We start from the raw sequence: 22022 nt of genomic DNA, 5'->3' as shown, positions 1-22022 counted from the left end.
AGTTAGATAACAAAATCCATTTAAAGCTTTACTTTAAATGGATTTGTTGTTTTTTTATTTTGCAATGAAAACGGGAATATTGACACGATGACGCAATTTATTAATGGTTTCTCCAAATATAAAATCCATAAAACCACGATGTCCGTGCGAGCCAACAATGATCAAATCTGCATGATGATCTTGACAAATTTTTGCAATTGTTTCCACACGATTATTGTAACCTAATTCTATTTTTGTTTCATGAAACAATGGACGCAGAATTTCTGCATATTGCTCCAAACGTTTCAAATCAGATTTTGCTTCAGCATCATTAGTTTTTTCTCCTGTATATTTTACCGAAGCGCTTTCTACAACATGGACTAAAATTAATTTGGACTGAGGAGTAGCTAATTGTGTTGCGTAATTAATTACTTTTTTATCAGTTTTAGAAAAATCTAACGCCACAACAATTCGTTCAAAATGCTGTTTTGAGATTTCTTCTAAAGTAAAACTTTCAAAAGGTTCGTGAATTTCTTTGTCTTGTTCTTTTTTCTTTTTCAGGAAAATTGGAATAAAAAATGTCAATAATAATAAAACTAATAAACCAATTTCTAAACCAACTAGCAAGATATTTAATGAATACGATTGTTTTAGAGCCATCCATTTTCCAAACTCTTCGTAAACCAATTGTGCATTCAGAAAAGAAATAATAAAAGCAATTGTCCAAGCAAAAAATTTGGTTGTTGTATTGATTGTGAAATTCCCCATTTTACCTTTATCACTCACAAAATGAATCAACGGAATAACCGCAAATGCAAGTTGCATACTTAAAATAACTTGACTAAAAATAAGGAGCGAACCAACTTCTTTTTCTCCAAAAACTAAAATGACAACTACTGCCGGAACAACAGCTAATAAACGAGTTAAAATACGACGAAGTATTGGATTAATTCTCAAATGTAAATAGCCTTCCATCACAATTTGACCTGCCAATGTTCCTGTAATCGTAGAACTTTGACCCGCTAAAATTAAGGCAACAGCAAATAATTTCGGAGCTAAATCTGTTCCTAGAGTTGTTCCTAATAAATGATACGCATCGCTTAATTCTGCAACTTCGTGATACCCATTTTTATGAAAAACGGATGCAGCTAATATAAGGATTGCAGCATTTACTAGAAAAGCTAAATTTAAAGCAATTGCACTGTCCCAAAAGTTATATTTAAGTGCTTTTTTTATCGAATTATCATCCCGTTTTATTTGCCGTGTTTGGACAAGTGCCGAATGTAAATAGAGATTATGAGGCATAACCGTTGCGCCAATTATTCCAATACTAATGTAAAGCGCTGCACTATTTGGAATAGACGGAATAAAACCTTTGGCAATTTCACCAAAATCGGGTTTTGCAAAAAACATTTCAGTTAAAAAACATAAACCAATCAAGGCAACTAAACTGACAATAAAAAGTTCCATTTTTCGCATGCCAAGTCGTTGTAAATACAACAAAAGAAATGTATCTAAAAAACTAATTAAAACACCATATATCAAATCAATCCCAAAAAGTAAATTTAGTCCAATTGCCATTCCAAGTATTTCGGCTAAATCGCAAGCTGCAATTGCTATTTCGGCTAAAATATAAAGCACATAATTCATTCCTTTTGGATACGTTTCGCGGTTACATTGTGCTAAATCTTTACCACGAACAATTCCTAAACGTGTGCATAAACTTTGTAACAACAATGCCATAATGTTGCTCATTAACAAAACCCAAATTAATGTATACCCAAATTGACTTCCGCCAGCCAAGTCGGTTGCCCAGTTTCCAGGATCCATGTAACCAACACTTATTAAATATGCTGGTCCAAAGAAGCTTAGTATTTTTTTGAATTTACCTTTCTTTATTTGGACACTTTCATGTACGTCTTCTAAAGATTTATTTTGAGAGTGATAAGACATTTGTTAGTTGTTTCTAACTCAAATTTAGTGTAAAAATCATCAAAAATAATAGACTTTATACTGATTATTTAAATTTTAAAAGCACAATTATATTTACATCTTTCATAAAAAGAAAAAACTCGTATATTTATTTTTTAATTGAGTTATATTTTTTAATTTAAAAATAACTTAACTATTACCAAAACTTAGAAAGATGGAAACTCCTTACGTTATTACAGAAGAGCAGTTAGAGCGCGAAAACATCGAGATAACAAGACGTTATAAAGAGATGCTTCAAAACACATACGTTACATTATCCGACGACGACAAAAAATTGATTCGTAAGGCATTTGATTTGGCTGTTGATGGACACAAAGATCAACGTAGAAAAACAGGCGAACCATATATTTATCATCCAATTGCGGTTGCAAAAATTGTGGCTGATGAAATTGGTTTGGGCGCAACATCAATTGCTGCGGCGTTAATGCACGATGTTGTAGAAGACACAGATTATACGGTAGAAGATATAGAAAAACTTTTCGGAAAAAAGATTGCGAAAATTATTGATGGTTTAACAAAGATTTCGGTCTTAAATCGTCAAGATTTATCCATTCAATCCGAAAATTATAAAAAACTGTTGTTAACGTTATCCGAAGATGTTCGTGTTATTTTGATTAAAATTGCCGATCGACTTCATAACATGCGTACGCTAGAAAGTATGCGCGAAGACAAACAACTAAAAATTGCTTCGGAAACGACTTTTATTTATGCTCCATTGGCGCATAGAATGGGACTTTATAATATAAAATCTGAATTAGAAGATTTAAGTTTAAAATACACACAGCCAGAAGCATACCGTGATATTGAACAAAAATTAACAGAAACGAAGTCTGATAGAGAAAAATACATTAACGATTTTTGTCAATTAATTAATGAAAAACTTGAAGCCGAAGGTTTAGAATTTGAGATAAAAGGACGCTCAAAATCTATAAACTCTATTTACAGAAAAACGGTAAGTCAAGGAATTCCTTTTGAAGAAGTTTTTGATTTATTTGCAATTCGTGTGATTTATCGTTCTGATCGTAAAAATGAAAAATTTGTCGCTTGGAAAATTTATTCGTTGATTACGGATCTTTTTATTCCAAATCCAAAACGTATGCGCGATTGGATTTCTCAGCCAAAAACAACTGGTTACGAATCGTTACACGTTACGGTTATGGGACCACAAGCGCGTTGGGTAGAAGTTCAAATTCGTTCCGAAAGAATGGACGAAGTTGCAGAAATGGGTATTGCGGCACATTATAAATACAAAGAAAATGTATCCGAAGATGATACAAAAGTTGACGATTGGATTCATCAAGTTCGCGAAATGTTAGAGCAAGAGGATACAAAAGATGCAGTTGAATTTATGGATAACTTTAAATTTAATCTGTATTCAAAAGAAATCTATGTTTTTACACCAAAAGGAGATTTACATTCGTTACCAAAAGGCGCTAGTTCACTAGATTTTGCGTACTCTATTCACAGTAATGTTGGCGATCATTGTTTGGGTGCAAAAGTAAATGGAAAATTGTATCCGTTGTCACATAAATTACAAAGTGGCGATCAAGTAGAAATTATAACTTCTACACAACAAAAACCAAAATTAGAATGGTTAGATTATGTTGTAACAAGTAAAGCGCGTAGTAAAGTAAAAGCGTCTTTAAATTCGGATAAACGTAAAGTTGCCGAAGATGGAAAAGAAATTTTACAGCGTAAATTAAGACACTTAAAGGTTGATTATAATGAAAATATAATTAATCAGTTACAGCAATACTTTAAGTTAAGTTCTAGCCAAGATATTTTTTATAATGTTGCAATGGGAATCATTGATAACAATGATTTAAGAAAATTTGCAGAGCGAAATACTGGTTTTACAGGATTGATTAATCGTTTCAGAAAATCAACTTTCAGTACAGCTAAAAAAGAAGAAATTCCGGCTGATAAATCAAAATTAGATAGCCTTGTTTTTGGTAATGATGAAGAACGTTTAGATTACGAATTAGCGAGTTGTTGTAACCCAATTGCAGGTGATAAAGTTTTTGGTTTTATAACAGTTTCTAAAGGTATAAAAGTACATAAAGTAGATTGTCCAAACTCGGTTTCGTTGCAAGCAAATTATGCGTATCGTATTATAAAAGCCAAATGGATAGACTCATCAGAACGCGAATTTAAAGCGTTGATAGAGTTACAAGGTTTAGATCGTTCGGGTATGGTAAGCGATATTACATTGGTCATTTCGAAGAATAATTCGTTGAATATGCACAGTATAAATTTGTCTGAAGACGCAGGTATTTTTGACGGAAAAATTACAGTTTCGGTTAAAAACAAAGCTGAATTAGAAAAAGTAATGGCCGAATTAAAAGCAGTAGAAGGGATACAGTCTGTAAAAAGAACCTATAAAAATTAGTTAATTAATTAAAAACGGATAATAAGTTTTTTAAAATATAGTTTTGTCAACATTATATAAAATCAACTAAACTATAATTAATTATGAAAAAAATTACGTTTTTATTTGCCTTAATTGGAGGTATTTCTTTTGGTCAAGAATTTTTACAACCTTCTGATGCTTTTTCTCATAAAGAGATCACGTATATAAATCTTGCAGATGGCACAGAATTGCAAGGAACAATTGATGATATTGATCGAAAAAAAGGATTAATTGAAGAAATTGTGATTAAAGATGGAAATGGTAAAAAAATTAAATTAAAGCCCGAAGATGTAAAATCAATGTATTTGATGCCTACAAAAATGAATAAATTAACTAAAATGATGGAATCATTTCATGAAGTTAACAATTATTCAGACAAAAGATTAAATAATAATTTAATGGGCCAAGGTTATGTTTATTTTGAAAATGTACCTGTTATGATGAAAAAGAAAAGAACAACAATGTTGATGCAACTTTTAAATCCTGATTTCAGTTCTACAATCAAAATTTATCATGATCCATATGCAAAAGAAACTACATCTCTTGGATTTGGAGGAATAAGTGTTGCAGGAGGAATAGATAAATCATATTATATTTCAAAAGATGCAGAAGTAGCTTATAAAATAGAAAAATCGGATTACAAAGATAAATTCATGCCTATTTTTCAATCTTGTACAGCTGTTGTAGATAAATATAAAAGTGATATTTCTTGGAGAGATTTAGAGAAACATGTTTACGAATATTCTACAACTTGTGCTAAATAATTAGAAAAATACAAACAATAATAAAACAAAAAAGTCCGACAAATTGTCGGACTTTTTCTGTTAAAATGGGATTAGTAACAAAGGTACAAAGTTAAAGAAATCTTTTCGATAATCGCGTTTCATTTCTGTTGAATAATCTTATTAATTTTACATCCCGAAAACAAACAATTTTACGATGAACAAGCAAAATTTCAATCCAATCGAGGAAGTTCTACACCGAATCAAAGAAAAAGGAGGTTGGGTTAATACACATTCACATTTAGACAGAGCCTATTCATTAACTTCGGACACATTCGCATTATCAAATTCATATCTTAAAGAAAAATGGCATTTAGTAGATGACATGAAACGTAATTCTACTGTAGATGACATTTATTTCCGCATGGAAAAAGCAATCAATTTTATGTTAGAGCAAGGTTGTCAAGCCATCGGATCTTTTATTGATGCAGATGAAGTTATCGAAGATCGTAGTATACAAGCCGCACAACGTTTAAAAGACAATTATGGAAAAGATATTGAAATGCGTTTTGCAAATCAAGTTCTTAAAGGTGTAATTGATCCTAAAGCGCGCGAATGGTTTGATATGTCTTCGGATTTTGTAGACATTATTGGAGGTTTGCCTGCAAAAGATTTTGGTAGAGAAGAAGAGCATTTAGATATTTTAATGTCTACTGCAAAAGCTAAAAATAAATTAGTTCACGTTCATGTCGATCAATTCAACACTGATGAAGAGATAGAAACAGAACAATTGGCTTTAAAAACGATAGAACATGGTATGCAAGGTAAAGTTTCTGCTGTACATTCAATTTCAGTAGCAGCACATCCGCGTAAATACCGTTTTGAATTGTATGATTTAATCAAAAAAGCAGATATGCACATTGTTTCTTGTCCAACTGCTTGGATTGATCATAACAGAACAGAGCGTTTAGCGCCATCTCATAATTCGGTAACACCGGTTGACGAAATGATTCCAAGAGGAATTAATGTTGCCTTTGGTACAGATAATATTAATGACATTTATAAACCTTTCTCTGACGGACATTTACTAACAGAATTGCGTGTAATGCTAGAGTCTTGCCACTTTTATGATGTGGAACAACTTTCTAATATTGCAACAGTAAATGGCTTGAAAGCTTTAGGAATTAAAAAATAAAATGTATATTTATACAAAATTAAATCTCGCTAAAGCGGGATTTTTTTTGGAACAAAAATTTAAAACCACGAAAAATTATGCGATTAAATGTACAAAACGAAACAGCTCAGCTACAAACTGTAGTTTTGGGTAGAGCAGAATCGAACGGAGCTGATCCAACAATTGATCAAACTTTTGATGCCAAATCTTATGATAGCGTAAAACATAACGATTATCCAAAAGAAGAAGATTTAATTGCAGAAATGTCCGAATTTGAACAAGTTCTTAAAAAATATAATGTTGAAGTTTTACGCCCAACTTTGATTGAGAATTGTAATCAAGTTTTTTCTCGTGATGTCGGTTTTGTTATTGAAGATCAGTTTTTTGTATCTAATATTATTCCAGATCGTTTAGAAGAATTACAAGCTTACAGAGAAATCAAAAAATTATTTAAAGGAAACAAAATAAATACTTTACCCGAAGAAGTTTATGTAGAAGGTGGTGACGTTATTTTGTACAACGATTATATTTTTGTTGGAACATATAAACAACCCGATTTTAAACATTTTAAAACTGGACGAACTAATGTTCAGTTTGTTGAGTATATAAAACAGAAATTTCCGAATAAAAAAGTATTAGATTTTGAACTTAAAAAAGACGATCAAAATCCATACGAAGGTATTTTACATTTAGATTGTACATTTAATCCTGTCGGAAACGATAAAGCAATTATTTACAAAGATGGTTTTTTGTTTGAAGAGGAATATCAGCAAATTGTTGCTATTTTTGGACAAGAAAATTTGTTTGAAGTAACCAAAGAAGAAATGTATTGGATGAATCCAAATGTATTTTCTATTTCGCCAGAAGTGGTCGTTTCTGAGAAAAATTTTACTCGATTAAATAATCATTTAGAAAATGTTTGGAACATAAAAGTTGAACCAATTAATTATAGAAATATCTCTAAAATGGGTGGTTTATTACGATGTTCTACAATGCCTTTAATAAGAAAATAAGATGAAAAATAAACAATATACGTCAACTATTTTGATGGTTGAGCCAACGGCTTTTTACTATAATCCAGAAACTGCAGTTAATAATTATTTTCAGACAGAAACAACTGCTTCTCAAGAAGAAATTCAGCAACAAGCTTTGCAAGAATTTACAACTATGGTTACTGCTTTACGCTCGAAAGGTGTAAATGTAATTACGATAAAAGATACACCGAAACCGCATACGCCAGATTCAATTTTCCCAAATAATTGGATTTCATTTCACGAAGATGGAACAGTGGTTTTATATCCAATGTTTGCAAAAAATAGGAGAGATGAGCGTCGCGAAGAAGATGTTTTAGCTTTATTAGAAGAAAAAGGTTTCTTTATTCAAGATATTATTGATTTTTCTTCAGCCGAAGAAGATGAAGTTTATTTAGAAGGAACTGGAAGTGTTATTTTAGACCGCGAATATGAATTGGCTTACGCATGTATTTCGCAAAGAACGGATGAAGAATTATTTATTGAATTTTGCGAAGAGTTAGAATATACGCCCGTTATTTTTCATGCAAACCAAACGGTGAATGGTGAAAGAAAACCAATATATCATACCAATGTGATGATGTGTATTGCAGATAAATATGCAATTATCTGTTTAGATTCTATTGATGATAAAAAAGAGAAGAAAGCAATTTGCGATTATATAAAAGAATCTAACAAAGAAATCATCGCAATTACTGAAGCGCAAATGCATCAATTTGCTGGTAATATGTTACAAGTTGGTGGTTTAGGACAATCTTATTTGGTGATGTCTCAAACAGCTTACGATTCGTTAACAGAAGATCAAATTAAGAAAATAGAAAATTATAATCCAATTTTACCTGTTAAGATTGATTTAATTGAGAAACTTGGTGGCGGAAGCGCTCGCTGTATGATGGCAGAAGTTTTTTTACCGAAAAAGTAATTTTATTTTAAAAGATATATTTATAAAAGTCTTTCTATTGAAGGGCTTTTTTGTTTATACTCTAAAAAAAAATGTTAACATCAATATAATAAACTGTTAACGTTTAGCTTAAACTACAACTATACTTTTGGTGAAATTTAGTTTTACCATGAAAAATTTACTTAAAATTTCTTTACTTGTTCTAGGGCCATTAGTTTTGGCCCAACGTGGAGTTATTTCTGGAAAAATTGTCGATGCCAATGATCAATTTTCTTTGCCAGGAGCAACTTTAAAAATAGAAAACACAAACAAATACACTGTTTCTGATCAAAATGGAAATTATCAATTCTTAAATCTACAACCTGGTATTTACACAGTTTATATAGAATATTTAGGATATGAGAAAACGTCTCATCAAATTGAAGTAAAAGAAAATCAAACTGCTGTAATTGATTTTTCTTTAAACTCTGGACTTAATGAATTAAGCGAAGTTGTTGTCGTTGGAGATTTTTTGAAAGGTCAAGCAAAAGCTTTAAATCAACAAAAAAATAATGGAAACATTTCCAATATAATTTCTTCTGATCAAGTTGGTCGTTTTCCTGATGCTAATATTGGTGATGCTTTAAAGCGTGTTGCAGGTGTAACGATGCAAAATGATCAAGGAGAAGCGCGTAATATTATTATTCGTGGATTATCTCCGGAATTGAATTCAGTAATGTTAAATGGCGATCGTATTCCGTCCGCAGAAGGTGATAACCGAAATGTGCAAATGGATTTGATTCCTTCTGATATGATTTCTACAATCGAAGTAAATAAAACCTTAACACCCGATATGGATGCTGATGCAATTGGTGGTTCTGTTAATTTAATTACACGTGCAACTCCAAATAAAGAACGTATTTCGTTTACGGCTTCTGGTGGTTATGCATCTATTCGAGAAAAAGGTTTGTACAATTCTGCTTTTATTTATGGAAATCGTTTTTTAAATAAAAAACTTGGCGTTGTTGCTTCAGGAAGTTATCAAGTACAAAATTTTGGATCTGATAATGTAGAAGCCACTTGGAATACTACAAATCTTAATGAAACTTATATTTCTGCACTAGATATTCGTAAATATGATATTCAACGCATTCGTCGTAGTGTTTCTATTTCATCTGATTATAAATTTAATGAAAATCATCGTATAGAATTATCTGCAATGTATAATTGGCGCGATGATAGAGAAAATCGTTACAGAGTTCGTTACACAGGAATTACGCCTGTTTTGGATGATAAAGGAAAATTAACGGATGAATATAAAGGAGAAATTAGACGCGAAACAAAAGGTGGAATTGATAATAATCGCAATAAAAATACACGTTTAGAAGATCAACGAGTTTATAATCTTTCATTACGCGGAGATCATTTATTGTCTTCTAAAATTGATATGGATTGGGCTGTTTCTTACTCAAAAGCAAGCGAAGACCGACCAAATGAACGTTACATTGATTTTAATCAAAAAAATGTAATGATGAACGAAGATTTAACTGATGCAAATTATCCTTTGGTTACAACTATAAAAGCTGAAAATACGGCAGATTTAAAGTTACGAAACATTACAGAAAATCATAATTACACGGATGAAAAAGAATTTGGTGCAAAACTTAATTTTCGAGTTCCATTAAGTATTATTGAAAATCAAAAAGGACGTTTACGTTTTGGTGGGCGTTTACGCTTAAAAAATAAAGAAAGAGAAAATATTTTTTATTCCTATAAAAGTATAAATGGAATTGAAAATTTAAATACAATTAATCCTATTTTTTGGAGTGGAGATGGATTTAATCCTGGTACAAAATATCAACCTGGTTATTTTGCACCAAAAAATTATTTAGGCGGTTTAGATTTATCTAATCCAAATCTGTTCAAAGAATCTTTAGAACCTGCAGAATATCTTGCATCTAATTATAAAGCAAAAGAAAATATAACGGCTGGTTACATTCGTTGGGATCAGGATTTATCAACACAAACATCATTTATTGTTGGTGTTAGAGTAGAGCATACGTCTATTGATTATCAAGGAAATTATGTGCAAGATGAAGAAGATTTAATTGGAGAAATTAAGCATAAAAATGATTATACCAACTTTTTACCAAGTGTTACTGTAAAACATAAATTTACAAACGATTTTATACTTCGTGGTGCATTTACTACAAGTTTAGCACGTCCAAATTATTATAGTTTAGCACCTTTTGTTAGTGCTGTAGTAGAAGACAGTCAAATAATTGCGGGTAATCCTAATTTAAAAGCCACTTATGCTCTAAATTTTGATTTGATGGCAGAAAATTACTTTGAAAATATAGGAATTGTTTCGGGAGGATTTTTTTATAAAAAATTAAACGATTTTATATATACGTATAATACGAATGCGTTTGGTCATGGTGAGTTTGATAAGCAATTTCCTACAATAGCTAATCCAATTCCTGCTGGAGAAGTATGGAATTTTACACAAGCACGAAATGGAGATTATGTAAATGTATTTGGCTTTGAAGTTGCTTTTCAGCGACAATTAGATTTTATTCCAGGTAATTTTTTCAAACATTTAGGTATTTACTTAAATTACACTTATACAGATTCTAAAGCCAAAGGAATTACGAATGAAGAGGGAACTATTCGCGAAGATTTAGATTTACCTAAAACTGCGCCTCACATGTTTAATGGTTCATTAGCATTTGAAAATAATAAATTTTCTGCACGCGTTTCTGTTAATTATACAGCGGCTTATTTAGACGAGATTGGAGGAACTGCTTTTGATGATAGTTATTATGATAAACAATTATTTTTAGACGCAAATGCTTCGTATAAATTTTCTAAAAATGTACGTGTTTTTGCAGAAGCGAATAATCTTACGAATCAACCTTTACGCTATTATTCGGGAGTTTCGAGCCGAATGAAGCAGCTTGAATATTATCAACCAAGATTTACAATGGGATTAAAATTTGATTTCTAACATAATTAAAACATTCACAACAAATGAAAAATATATTTTTATCACTATCGACAATACTATTATTAAGCGCATGTAGCTCTAAATTAGCATCAATTCCTAAAAATGCTTTAAAACCAACAATTGTAACACAAAAAACACCAAATGATACCGATGATCCTGCAATTTGGGTTAATCCAACAAATCCTGAAGGATCTTTAATCATTGGGACAGATAAACAAGAAGATACAGGTGGATTGTATGCTTATAATTTGAAAGGAGAAATTGTCAATAAAATTGTTCCTCTAAATCGACCAAATAATGTAGATGTAATTTATGGTTTTGATTACAATGGTAAAAAAATAGATATTGCAATTACAACAGAGCGTAAAACAAATAAAATAAGGATTGTTTCTTTACCAGATTTCAAATTAATTGATAATGGCGGAGTAGAAGTTTTTGTAGGAGAAGCACAGCGTGATCCAATGGGAATTGCACTTTATAAAGGTAATAATGAAGAGGTTTATGTAATTGTTGGACGAAAAGAAGGAACAACAGGAGAATATTTACATCAATATTTATTAGAAGAAAAAGAAGGGAAGATAGAAGCTAAATTAGTACGTAAATTTGGAAATTATTCAGGTAAAAAAGAAATAGAAGCAATTGTTGTAGATCAAGAATTGGGGTATATTTATTATTCTGATGAAACAATTGGTGTAAGAAAATACTTTGCTGATCCAGAAAAAGGAAATGAGGAAATTGCTTTTTTTGGACAAAAAGATTTTAAAAGAGATAACGAAGGAATTGCTATTTATAAAACAAATGCTACGGATGGTTATATCTTAATATCAGATCAACAAGCAAATTATTTTAACGTATATAAGAGAGAAGGTGAGAAAGATAATGTTAACGAGCATAAAATAATTGCAAAAATACCAACTTCTACAATAGAATGTGATGGTGCAGATGCGATTAATCTTAATTTTAACTCTACTTTTCCAAAAGGATTTTTAGTAGCAATGAGCAATGGAAATGTTTTTCATTTGTATGATTGGCAAATAATTCAGCAAGAAATTGATAGACAAAATAAATAATATTGAATCCGAGTTTTACAGCTCGGATTTTTTAATTAATTATTATAATAAAAACAAAACTCTTTTAAGATTATTCTCATTAATTAATATTACTTTTTTGAGTAGTAATTTTCTAATCATATTCCAAATTAATTAACAACTCTGTTTTTAGACGACTAATAAAATTACAATCTAATTCATTTAATAGAATATCAATTAGTTGCGATAAAAAATTACGGTGAATATAATTAAAAATAAATGTATCACCTTCGGTCATAAAGTAAAAATCGAATTGAGGAAAATAACCCGAAACATATTTAATATCAACCCATTTTAAGTCTTTCGAATCCGTAAAAAAATCTGCAAATTTAGAATTATAATCATTTATATTTCTATCAAATTTAGCTTCGTAATCGTAGTATTCAACATGTAAATCTTCAATCGTATCATTAAAAAATAGTTGAACAAATTCATTCTTAGGAAAATCGTGGATATATAAATTATAGCGGTCATCTTTTTGATACAGCTGAAATAATTGATTAAATTGGCATACATCCTTTATCATGACACGAAAAGATTTATGTAGATTCACTTAAAAGTAAGTAATAAATCTTTAATAATCAAAAAAAGGATTCAATATTTTGAATCCTTTTTTTGATTATTAATAACGAATAGTTCGTGTTGTATTCGAAATTGGTTGATCTATTTGCGACACATATTGCGTACGTTTCGTCCAATTTTTATTGTTGTCATATTGATACATTATTTTCGAGGTATTTTTTGTTTTTCCCGTTGCATCAATTGTTATTTCTTCGGTTAAATTATTTTTATCGTCATATTTTCTAACAAATTTATTCACCAATTTGTTGGCTTTGTCCAAATAATTTTCCTCAATTGGATTTCCATTTGCATCATTTTTATACTCTAATGTATAAGCGCCATTGTTGTAATTTACAGCTGTTTTTACTAGAAATCCATTTTTATATTCATTCGTTTTTTCTATAAAAACATTGTCTTCTAACAAATTTGTTTCCTTTTCGTAAGTTACATTTTGCTTATCATCTAACTTATATTCATTTCGTTGCACATTTACGTCACTTTCGCTTTTTACAACTACATAACCATCTTCGGTATATTCATAGTCGAAATTAAAAATTAAACTTTCGTCTTCGCTTTTCAATTCACTTGATAACATTTTTCCAGCATCATTGTAAGCAAAAGATTCAGAAAATGTTCTACTTCCATCTTCGTTAAAATATTCACGTTTTGTAGGATTTCCATCTTTATTATAAGTAGATTTTGTATAATATTCTAGCTCATATCCAGAAATTTGAGCCATTCTAATACGTGCTTTTTGCATAGATTCTTCTACAAAAGTAGGATTTCCTAAGAGTTTATTTTTTTGTGTTTCTGATTTTTGCGCAAAAGAAAATCCAGAAACCAATAATGTAATTAAGGCAATATTTTTTAACATATTGATTATTTTTTAGTCAAATTGATATGATGATTCAAAATTATAGTAAAATATTTTGATTTCTTATCCTATTTAAATGCGAACGTAAAAAGTAGCACTTATATTTGATAAAAATTAAAATAAATGAGTACAAAATTTAAATTATTAAGTAGTCAACCCGCTTTTGTTGATTTATCTTTATTATTAGTTCGTCTTGCTGCCGGTGGATTTATGTTTACACATGGTTTTGGTAAATTACAAAAATTAGTAAACGGAAGTTTTGAATTTGGAGATCCAATAGGTTTAGGACCAGAAATATCATTGGGATTAACAGTTTTTGCCGAAATACTTTGTGCATTTTTTATTTTAATTGGCTTGTTTACTCGTGTTGCAGCAATTCCGCTAATTATTACAATGTTAGTTGCCGTGTTTATTGTTCATGATGGTGATGCATTTGGTAAAAAAGAATTGGGATTATTCTATTTAGTTAATTATTTAGTTTTATTTTTATCAGGTTCAGGAAAATATTCTGTTGATAAATTAATACTAAAGAAATGATAAAATTTATAACTTACGGATTATTAATTTGTTCATCAACATTATTTGCTCAATCTAAATCAATGAAAAATAAAGTATACAAACCGTTAACAAAGCAAGAAATAAATTTAATCAACGATAAAAAATCGTACGAGCCATTTCGTGTTTTATTAACAACTTCTGATCAAGATTTAATGGTTTTAAAAGCACAATCTATTGATATTGATCCAAAAGATCCGCAAACAAAATTATTAGCCGATCGCATGTACGCCACTGTACAAGACGAGGCGAGCAAAGGTGTTGGTATTGCGGCACCACAAATTGGTATAAATCGTAATGCAGTTTGGGTACAACGTTATGACAAACCAACGCAGCCTTTTGAGTTTATTATCAATCCAAAAATAACGTGGTATTCGGATATTGTTCGTTTTGGTCGCGAAGGATGTTTGTCTATTCCAGATATTTTCGGAAAAGTATATAGAAGTCTGGCTTTGCGCTTAGAATATTATGATTTGGATGGAAAATTTCATGATGAAACGGTAGAAGGATTTTCTGCTGTCATTTTTCAGCACGAATATGATCATTTAATTGGTACACTTTTTACAGATCGTATAAAAGAGCAAGAAAATACGCGTTATGTAAAAGCAGAAGTTATGAATGAGGTATTTTACGTGTCGCCGCATAAACCAGAAACGGATGAAGACGACGATGAAGATTAAAAATTTCTTAAATCTTTAAAAAGTATTATGCTTGGCATAGTTTTTAGTTTATTTTTGCATAAAATTATTTTTATAAATTGTTAGCGCACACAACATATTTACATCCAACAAGTACCGAATGGGTAACTTTTGTTCATGGAGCAGGAGGAAGTTCTACAATTTGGTTTAAACAAATTAGAGAATTTAGAAAAGATTTTAATGTTTTACTTTTAGACCTTCGTGGACACGGACGATCTAAAACAAATATTAAATCACTTTTTGAGAAACGATATACTTTTCAATCTGTTGCAAATGACGTGATTGATGTTTTAGATTTTCTGAAAATCAAAAAAACTCATTTTATAGGCATGTCTTTGGGTACAATTGTTATTCGTCAATTGGCAGAAGATTATTCGGAGCGATTTAATTCGATGATTATGGGCGGCGCAATTATGAAAATGAATTACCAAAGTCGTTTTTTAATGACAGTTGGTAATATGTTTAAACACATGATTCCGTATTTGGTTTTATATAAAATTTTTGCATTTGCTATTATGCCACGTAGCGCACACAAAGAATCTCGCAATCTTTTTATTAACGAAGCAAAAAAATTGTATCAAAAGGAATTTTTGAAATGGTTTAAATTAACTGCAGATATCAATCCTTTGCTAAAATGGTTTAGAGAAGTTGAGCTTAACATACCAACTTTATACGTTATGGGTTCAGAAGATCACATGTTTTTACCATCGATAGAAAAATTGATAAAATCGCATACCAAAACTTCAGAATTAATTGTGATAGAAGATTGTGGACATGTTGTAAATGTAGATCAACCACAAGTTTTTAACGAAAAAGTAATTAATTACATCAAGAATTTAAAAAAATAAATCATACAAAAAAAGCACTTCAATTGAAGTGCTTTTTTTATTTCGTATGTTTTTCTAATAAATCTGGTCGACGTTCTTTTGTACGTTCAAGTGCTTGCTCGTGCAACCATTCTTCAATCTTGGGAAAATTCCCCGAAAGTAAAATATCTGGAACTTTATGTCCTTTATATTCTGCTGGTCGCGTGTAAATTGGTGGCGCTAATAAATCATCTTGAAAAGAATCTGAAAGTGCAGAAGTTTCATTTCCAATTACACCTGGTAATAAACGAATTATAGCATCTGCCAAAATAATTGCACCAAATTCTCCACCCGAAAGTACATAATCACCAATCGAAATTTCGCGCGTAACATGCATATCACGAATGCGTTGATCGATTCCTTTGTAATGACCACAAATCATCATCAGATTTCCTTTTAAAGATAAATCATTCGCCATATTTTGATTAAGCGTTTCTCCGTCTGGCGTTAAATAAATAATCTCGTCATAAACTCTTTCTTCTTTCAATTTCGAAATCATTTTATCCAACGGCTCACACATAATTACCATACCAGACGTTCCGCCATAAGGAGAATCATCTATGTGGCGATAACGGCCTTTTCCAAACTCTCGTAAATCATGTACCTTAATTTCAACCAAACCTTTGTCTTGCGCTCTTTTCATGATTGAGGCAGAAAATGGACTAACTAATAATTCGGGTAAAACAGTGATAATATCTATTCGCATGTTGCAAAGATATTTTGAAATATAGTGATGAGCAAGTTTAAAATGGAGGTTATCGCGTATTTTTTGAAATTTATTTAGATTTTAAAATAAATCATAGCAATAATAAATAGGATTAGTAGAAGTATAAATTGCATCTAAAGTTGAATAAATAATATTGATATTATTCATTGACTTAATTCAAACCAAAACGAGTAAATTTGTATAAAATTTTAGACAAATGTTTATTTATAACAGACATAGAAGACTTCGTAAAAATGAATCTATCCGTAGTATGATTCGTGAAAATCATTTATCACCAAACGATTTTATTTTACCAATTTTTGTGGCTGAAGGTGAAGGCTTGAAAGAAGAAATTGCTGCAATGCCCGGAATCTACCGACATTCAATTGATAATACTGTAAAAGAAGTAAAAGAAATTTGGGATTTAGGAATTAAATCGGTTAATATATATTGTAAAGTTAGCGATAACTTAAAAGATAATACTGGAAAAGAAGCATGGAATCCGAATGGATTAATGCAAAATACAATCAAAGCAATTAAAGATGCAGTTCCAGAAATGATTGTAATGCCTGATGTAGCCTTAGATCCTTATTCGATTTTTGGACATGATGGAATTATTGAAAATGGACAAATTGCAAACGATCCAACGGTAGAAGCATTGGTTAAAATGACTTTATCACTTGCCGAAGCTGGAGCAGATTTTGTTGCGCCATCGGATATGATGGATGGTCGAATAGGAGCGATGCGCATGGCTTTAGAAGAAAATGGCTTTGATAATGTAGGAATTATGACGTATGCAGCGAAATATGCATCATCTTTTTATGGTCCATTTCGTACAGCTTTAGATAGCGCGCCAGTGGATTCTGTAGATATTCCGAAAGATAAAAAAACATACCAAATGGATTATCATAATTCTGAGGAAGCTTTGCGCGAAGCAATGGCTGATGTAGAGGAAGGTGCAGACATTTTGATGGTAAAACCAGGTATGGCTTATTTGGATATTGTAAAATTGTTAAAAGATAATTTGCAAGTACCAATTTCTGTGTATCAAGTTTCGGGAGAGTATGCAATGATAAAAGCAGCTGTAGAAAGAGGTTGGTTAGATAATGATAAAGTTATTTTAGAATCTTTAACATGTTTTAAACGTGCAGGAGCAGACCTTATTTCAACTTATTTTGCAAAAGAAGCTGCAAGATTATTAAACGAGTAAAAAATAGTTCATTTAGAAATTACACATAAAAAAACCACTCAAATTGAGTGGTTTTTTGTTTTATTACATTGTATATTCAACCATTGTAGGTTTAAATTGTTGCTTTTCTAAAGTAAAAATCAACGTTTTTTGTTCTGCTAATGCTTGTTCTTTTTTGTAATAATTTTTTTCGTATCCAGTTTGTATATCTTTCAAAGATGAAACATTTCCTTTTTGAACTAAATAATTCTGAAACTTAGAATATCTTTCAGCTAATTTGCTGTAGATATCTTTATTGTCGATATTAATCTCATAAATATCCGACACATAAACTTCATTATTCTGACCATATGCTATGGAAAAGAAATAATGCGTTTTATCATTCTTTGTCTGCGCAAATACCAACCCCGCAACAAAAAATAAAAAAAATACCAACCCTTTTTTCATTCCAACCTAAATTTGCCGCAAATTAATTAAAAATATTTATTAAATAGCTATGTTGTATAATATATCCTCATTTCTATTTAATTTATTTATCTTTGTAGTTATAAATAAGACTTAAAATGTTTCAAAATCTTCAGGATAAATTAGATAAAGCATTACATACTTTAAAAGGAAAAGGACAAATTACTGAAATTAACGTTGCAGAGACCGTAAAAGAGGTGAGAAGAGCCTTGGTTGATGCCGATGTTAGTTATAAAGTTGCAAAAGATTTCACATCAATTGTAAAAGAAAAAGCCTTAGGTGAAAATGTAATTACTTCGTTAAATCCAGGACAATTAATGGTTAAGATTGTTCATGACGAATTAGCGAAATTAATGGGAGGTGAGGTTGCCGAACTAAAAATTGATGACAATCCAACTATTATTTTAATTGCAGGTTTACAAGGTTCTGGTAAAACTACTTTTTCTGGTAAATTAGCTAATTTTCTTAAAACTAAGAAAAACAAAAAAGTATTATTAGTTGCAGGTGACGTTTATCGTCCGGCAGCCATTAATCAGTTACAGGTTTTAGGAGAACAAATTGGTGTAGATGTTTATGCTGATTTAGCGAGTAAAAATCCTGTAGAAATTGCACAAGCAGCGATTGCACAAGCAAAACAAAATGGTAATAACGTAATTATTATAGATACAGCTGGTCGTTTAGCGATTGATGCAGAAATGATGGATGAAATTCGTCGTGTGCATCAAACTGTTAATCCGACTGAAACTTTATTTGTTGTAGATTCTATGACAGGTCAAGATGCTGTAAATACGGCAAAATCATTTAACGATGTATTAAACTATAATGGTGTTGTTTTAACAAAATTAGATGGTGATACGCGTGGTGGTGCAGCTTTAACAATTCGTACGGTTGTAGATAAACCAATTAAGTTTATTTCGACTGGAGAAAAAATGGAAGCTTTAGACGTTTTCTATCCAGAACGTATGGCCGATCGTATTTTGGGAATGGGTGACGTTGTTTCGTTAGTAGAGCGCGCGCAAGAACAATTTGACGAAGAAGAAGCAAAACGTTTGCAAAAGAAAATTGCAAAAAATAGCTTTGATTTTGATGATTTCTTAAAACAGATTCAACAAATTAAACGCATGGGTAACATGAAAGATTTAGTTGGTATGATTCCTGGTGCTGGTAAAGCAATGAAAGATGTAGAAATTGACGATAACGCTTTTAAAGGTGTTGAAGCAATTATCCACTCAATGACAAAAAAAGAACGTCAAAATCCAAACATAATTGATAACTCTCGTAAGAAAAGAATTGCAGCTGGTTCTGGAACAACTTTACAAGAAGTAAATCAGTTATTGAAACAATTCTCTGAAATGGGAAAAATGATGAAGTTTATGAATTCTTCTAATGGTAAAAAGATGATGGAAACAATGTCTAAAAATATGCCAGCTGGTGGTTTCCCAGGAATGCCTAAAATGTAATTTATTTTATAGCAATATATTTTCTAAGGACTCAACACTTTGTTGAGTCTTTTTTGTTTTTATAAGTTTAGGAACTATGTTTAATAAATGTTATTATTTGAAAGAATACTTAGTATAAGTATAGTTTAAAAACATCTATTTAACATAATAAAGATTATTAATAATAAAAATATCAAAGATATTTTATTATTATAATATATATTATGTTAAATAAGAGAATTTATATCCCTTATATCTATATAAAAAGCTTATTATATTAAGATTCTAGAATTATCTTTCACATAAAACAATCCATTAATCAGAATCAGAATAATTAAATTTTACATAAAACAAACAATATTTTGAATGTTATCAAATTCAAAACGACCAAAACAATTTCATCAAAATAAATATTTATAATTGCTTTTAGTTTATCTAACATAATTATTAATAATCCAATCAGTACAATAAATCATATGATGTAAAACCATTCGCTTTATTATTTTTTTTCAGCAGAAATAAACTTAATTGATTTATCTAAATGCTGTTCTACTTATAAAATATACTATACTATCTGCTAAATTGAATAAAAGTCATGTAAAATTATCCTTCATACTATTGTTATTTGGAATAATTTAAAATAACTTTGCCGCAGATTAAAAATAGAATGAAGAAAGGTTTATTGACATTGGGTTTATTAATTGGTTGTTTAACATCATTACAAGCTCAGAAAATTATCTCTGGAAAAATTGTTGATGAAAATAACAAACCATTATCTAATGTGATGGTACAAGATTCGCAAACCAAAAAATGGACACAAACCAACAATGATGGTTCATATAGTATTGAAATTTCTGGCGAAAACTCATTAATAATTGTTTCTCAATTAGGTCGTGAAACGCAAGAAATAAATATCGATCCTAATGATACTACACTGTCTATTACTTTATACAAACATTCTTTACGTTTAGATGAAGTGATTGTAACCTCTAAAAAGAAAAAAGACTTTTCTGAAATTACGCTAGGTAAAGAAGCTATAGAAAATGTTCAGGCTTTTTCTTTAAACGAAGTTTTACAACAGTTACCAGGTCAATTTACACAAAGCTTTAATAATAACGAATTCAAAAATATTGTTTTTAGAACTGCAAATAACAATACTGCCGTAGCAAAACTTACAAATGCGAATGGAGATCGTAAAGATTATTTTGCAAACAGAGCTTTTGGAACTTCTATTGTTTTAAATGATATTCCATTATCGAACAACGAAAACATGCAAAGTTTTTCGCCCAATACATCAGATCCTTTTAATTCTAGTTCAGCTGGAAATACGTTTGGCGATGCAGGTTCTACTTTTTCTAATGCCAATTATGGTTTCGATTTAAGAGGTGTTTCTACAAATGATATTGATGAAATAAAAGTAATACAAGGAATTGCTCCTGCAAAATACGGAGACATGGTTTCGGGATTAATTTTGGTTACATCTAAAGTTGGTGAAACGCCTTTACGTGCTTATGTATCTATGCAAGATGCTACAACGGAATATAATATTTCGAAGGGTTTTAAAGTAGGAAAACAAAATTTCATTAATTCAAGTATTAATTTTTTACAATCAAATGCTGATCCAAGAAATAGTTTAACTGGTTATAATCGTATCAATGGTAATTTGGCGTGGAAAACAAACAACCTCGCTTCTACTCTAACCAATACGTTAACTTTAAACGTTTCGCAAACATTGGATAAAGTAAAAGAAAATCCAGATGATTTTTCTGAAGCAAAAGTTAAAAATGAAAATACTGCTTTTCGTCTTTCAAATAATTTGAAATGGAATTTAAATAAAAGTTGGATTGATAATTTAAATGTTGATGCAAATTTTAATTATACAAAATCAAATTCGTATAAAGAAGAATGGCGAAATCTAGGTATTGCAGCGGTAACAGATGCAACAGAATCTGGTATTCATCAAGCAATTATAATTCCTGCTCAATATTTTTATAATATGAATGTAGAAGGGATTCCTATTTCTACGTATTTAAATATTGAAGGTGTAAAATCATTCAAAACAAAAAATGATTGGATGCACACACTTTCTGCAGGTATTTCTGCCCGTACCAGTTCTAATATTGGTCGTGGACGATATTCTAGTGATAATTCTGTACCAAATTATTACGCTTTAAGTGGTGCTTCGGGTAAATTAGGTTACCGCGATTATGATTTTAGAAACTCTAAAACAGTTTTTCAAGGATCTATTTATGCGGAAGATCAAATTACTAAATATTTTAAAAATGAAGCGGTGGATATGCAAACAAAAATAGGAGTATTAGTTAAGCTACATTTTTATAACTAATTTTTTGTTGATTAAATTCTTCAATCGTTTTATAATTTAAGG

Annotated in this window: 18 protein-coding genes; 13 read left to right on the top strand and 5 right to left on the bottom strand. The window is 30.4% G+C overall.

What is annotated here, in order from left to right; all coding sequences use genetic code 11:
* Positions 1 to 54: 54 nt before the first annotated feature.
* Complete coding sequence (locus BM072_RS00090; protein ID WP_092905317.1) at positions 55 to 1932, bottom strand: Nramp family divalent metal transporter; 1878 nt, start codon at positions 1930 to 1932, stop codon at positions 55 to 57.
* Positions 1933 to 2125: 193 nt separating this feature from the next.
* Between BM072_RS00090 and BM072_RS00085 the strand changes: the two genes are divergently transcribed.
* The 7 genes from BM072_RS00085 (at position 2126) to BM072_RS00055 (ending at position 12265) form a co-directional block, all read left to right on the top strand.
* The gene (locus tag BM072_RS00085) at positions 2126 to 4360 is read left to right on the top strand and encodes a RelA/SpoT family protein (protein WP_092905315.1); all 2235 of its coding nucleotides are present in this window, start codon (positions 2126 to 2128) and stop codon (positions 4358 to 4360) included.
* 83 nt (positions 4361 to 4443) lie between these two features.
* Entirely contained in the window at positions 4444 to 5145 is a 702-nt protein-coding gene (locus BM072_RS00080) for a hypothetical protein (protein WP_092905313.1), read from the top strand.
* Between the two features lie 175 nt (positions 5146 to 5320).
* Positions 5321 to 6298: an amidohydrolase family protein gene (locus tag BM072_RS00075; protein ID WP_092905311.1), complete on the top strand. Its 978-nt coding sequence runs from the start codon at positions 5321 to 5323 to the stop codon at positions 6296 to 6298.
* 77 nt (positions 6299 to 6375) lie between these two features.
* A complete protein-coding gene (locus tag BM072_RS00070; RefSeq protein WP_092905309.1) occupies positions 6376 to 7290 on the top strand; it encodes a dimethylarginine dimethylaminohydrolase family protein in 915 nt (304 codons plus the stop codon).
* 1 nt (position 7291) lies between these two features.
* Positions 7292 to 8230: a citrulline utilization hydrolase CtlX gene (gene ctlX / locus BM072_RS00065; protein ID WP_092905307.1), complete on the top strand. Its 939-nt coding sequence runs from the start codon at positions 7292 to 7294 to the stop codon at positions 8228 to 8230.
* A 148-nt stretch (positions 8231 to 8378) separates the two neighbouring features.
* A complete protein-coding gene (locus tag BM072_RS00060) occupies positions 8379 to 11195 on the top strand; it encodes a TonB-dependent receptor (protein ID WP_092905305.1) in 2817 nt (938 codons plus the stop codon).
* A gap of 23 nt (positions 11196 to 11218) precedes the next feature.
* The gene (locus tag BM072_RS00055) at positions 11219 to 12265 is read left to right on the top strand and encodes a phytase (RefSeq protein WP_092905302.1); all 1047 of its coding nucleotides are present in this window, start codon (positions 11219 to 11221) and stop codon (positions 12263 to 12265) included.
* A gap of 112 nt (positions 12266 to 12377) precedes the next feature.
* On the opposite strand, the gene BM072_RS00050 is transcribed toward BM072_RS00055, so the two are convergent.
* Positions 12378 to 12809 (bottom strand): hypothetical protein, encoded by a 432-nt coding sequence (locus BM072_RS00050; RefSeq protein ID WP_092905299.1) that lies wholly within the window; start codon positions 12807 to 12809, stop codon positions 12378 to 12380.
* Between the two features lie 96 nt (positions 12810 to 12905).
* Positions 12906 to 13718: a hypothetical protein gene (locus BM072_RS00045; protein WP_092905297.1), complete on the bottom strand. Its 813-nt coding sequence runs from the start codon at positions 13716 to 13718 to the stop codon at positions 12906 to 12908.
* A 123-nt stretch (positions 13719 to 13841) separates the two neighbouring features.
* Between BM072_RS00045 and BM072_RS00040 the strand changes: the two genes are divergently transcribed.
* The 3 genes from BM072_RS00040 (at position 13842) to BM072_RS00030 (ending at position 15819) form a co-directional block, all read left to right on the top strand.
* The gene (locus BM072_RS00040; RefSeq protein WP_092905294.1) at positions 13842 to 14255 is read left to right on the top strand and encodes a DoxX family protein; all 414 of its coding nucleotides are present in this window, start codon (positions 13842 to 13844) and stop codon (positions 14253 to 14255) included.
* A complete protein-coding gene (gene def / locus BM072_RS00035; RefSeq protein WP_177190222.1) occupies positions 14252 to 14953 on the top strand; it encodes a peptide deformylase in 702 nt (233 codons plus the stop codon). The genes BM072_RS00040 and def overlap by 4 nt, the downstream gene beginning before the upstream one ends.
* A 77-nt stretch (positions 14954 to 15030) precedes the next feature.
* Positions 15031 to 15819 carry an alpha/beta fold hydrolase gene (locus BM072_RS00030; RefSeq protein ID WP_092905292.1) on the top strand — a complete coding sequence of 263 codons (789 nt, stop codon included), beginning with the start codon at positions 15031 to 15033 and terminating at the stop codon, positions 15817 to 15819.
* A gap of 37 nt (positions 15820 to 15856) precedes the next feature.
* On the opposite strand, the gene trmD is transcribed toward BM072_RS00030, so the two are convergent.
* Positions 15857 to 16543, bottom strand: coding sequence for a tRNA (guanosine(37)-N1)-methyltransferase TrmD (trmD, locus tag BM072_RS00025; protein ID WP_092905289.1), 687 nt, complete (start codon positions 16541 to 16543; stop codon positions 15857 to 15859).
* Positions 16544 to 16760: 217 nt separating this feature from the next.
* On the opposite strand from trmD, the gene hemB reads away from it, so the two are divergent.
* Complete coding sequence (gene hemB / locus BM072_RS00020; RefSeq protein WP_092905287.1) at positions 16761 to 17753, top strand: porphobilinogen synthase; 993 nt, start codon at positions 16761 to 16763, stop codon at positions 17751 to 17753.
* A gap of 63 nt (positions 17754 to 17816) precedes the next feature.
* On the opposite strand, the gene BM072_RS00015 is transcribed toward hemB, so the two are convergent.
* Positions 17817 to 18179 carry a hypothetical protein gene (locus tag BM072_RS00015; protein ID WP_092905285.1) on the bottom strand — a complete coding sequence of 121 codons (363 nt, stop codon included), beginning with the start codon at positions 18177 to 18179 and terminating at the stop codon, positions 17817 to 17819.
* A gap of 116 nt (positions 18180 to 18295) precedes the next feature.
* On the opposite strand from BM072_RS00015, the gene ffh reads away from it, so the two are divergent.
* Entirely contained in the window at positions 18296 to 19657 is a 1362-nt protein-coding gene (ffh, locus tag BM072_RS00010; RefSeq protein ID WP_092905283.1) for a signal recognition particle protein, read from the top strand.
* Between the two features lie 646 nt (positions 19658 to 20303).
* A complete protein-coding gene (locus BM072_RS00005; RefSeq protein ID WP_092905281.1) occupies positions 20304 to 21980 on the top strand; it encodes a carboxypeptidase-like regulatory domain-containing protein in 1677 nt (558 codons plus the stop codon).
* The last annotated feature ends 42 nt before the right edge of the window (positions 21981 to 22022 follow it).

The organism is Algoriella xinjiangensis (assembly GCF_900115015.1).
Taxonomy (GTDB): domain Bacteria; phylum Bacteroidota; class Bacteroidia; order Flavobacteriales; family Weeksellaceae; genus Empedobacter; species Empedobacter xinjiangensis.
The sequence above is the reverse complement of the archived record's forward strand: the minus strand, read 5'-3'. Positions and strand labels throughout refer to the sequence as shown.

Excerpts from the sequence above, each read along its gene's own strand:
- def (WP_177190222.1), top strand. The coding sequence starts at position 14,252 with ATGATAAAATTTATAACTTACGGATTATTAATTTGTTCATCAACATTA.
- hemB (WP_092905287.1), top strand. The coding sequence starts at position 16,761 with ATGTTTATTTATAACAGACATAGAAGACTTCGTAAAAATGAATCTATC.
- BM072_RS00005 (WP_092905281.1), top strand. The coding sequence starts at position 20,304 with ATGAAGAAAGGTTTATTGACATTGGGTTTATTAATTGGTTGTTTAACA.
- BM072_RS00070 (WP_092905309.1), top strand. The coding sequence starts at position 6,376 with ATGCGATTAAATGTACAAAACGAAACAGCTCAGCTACAAACTGTAGTT.
- BM072_RS00050 (WP_092905299.1), bottom strand. The coding sequence starts at position 12,809 with ATGATAAAGGATGTATGCCAATTTAATCAATTATTTCAGCTGTATCAA.
- trmD (WP_092905289.1), bottom strand. The coding sequence starts at position 16,543 with ATGCGAATAGATATTATCACTGTTTTACCCGAATTATTAGTTAGTCCA.
- BM072_RS00045 (WP_092905297.1), bottom strand. The coding sequence starts at position 13,718 with ATGTTAAAAAATATTGCCTTAATTACATTATTGGTTTCTGGATTTTCT.
- ffh (WP_092905283.1), top strand. The coding sequence starts at position 18,296 with ATGTTTCAAAATCTTCAGGATAAATTAGATAAAGCATTACATACTTTA.
- BM072_RS00055 (WP_092905302.1), top strand. The coding sequence starts at position 11,219 with ATGAAAAATATATTTTTATCACTATCGACAATACTATTATTAAGCGCA.
- BM072_RS00090 (WP_092905317.1), bottom strand. The coding sequence starts at position 1,932 with ATGTCTTATCACTCTCAAAATAAATCTTTAGAAGACGTACATGAAAGT.
- BM072_RS00015 (WP_092905285.1), bottom strand. The coding sequence starts at position 18,179 with ATGAAAAAAGGGTTGGTATTTTTTTTATTTTTTGTTGCGGGGTTGGTA.
- BM072_RS00040 (WP_092905294.1), top strand. The coding sequence starts at position 13,842 with ATGAGTACAAAATTTAAATTATTAAGTAGTCAACCCGCTTTTGTTGAT.
- BM072_RS00060 (WP_092905305.1), top strand. The coding sequence starts at position 8,379 with ATGAAAAATTTACTTAAAATTTCTTTACTTGTTCTAGGGCCATTAGTT.
- BM072_RS00080 (WP_092905313.1), top strand. The coding sequence starts at position 4,444 with ATGAAAAAAATTACGTTTTTATTTGCCTTAATTGGAGGTATTTCTTTT.
- ctlX (WP_092905307.1), top strand. The coding sequence starts at position 7,292 with ATGAAAAATAAACAATATACGTCAACTATTTTGATGGTTGAGCCAACG.
- BM072_RS00085 (WP_092905315.1), top strand. The coding sequence starts at position 2,126 with ATGGAAACTCCTTACGTTATTACAGAAGAGCAGTTAGAGCGCGAAAAC.
- BM072_RS00075 (WP_092905311.1), top strand. The coding sequence starts at position 5,321 with ATGAACAAGCAAAATTTCAATCCAATCGAGGAAGTTCTACACCGAATC.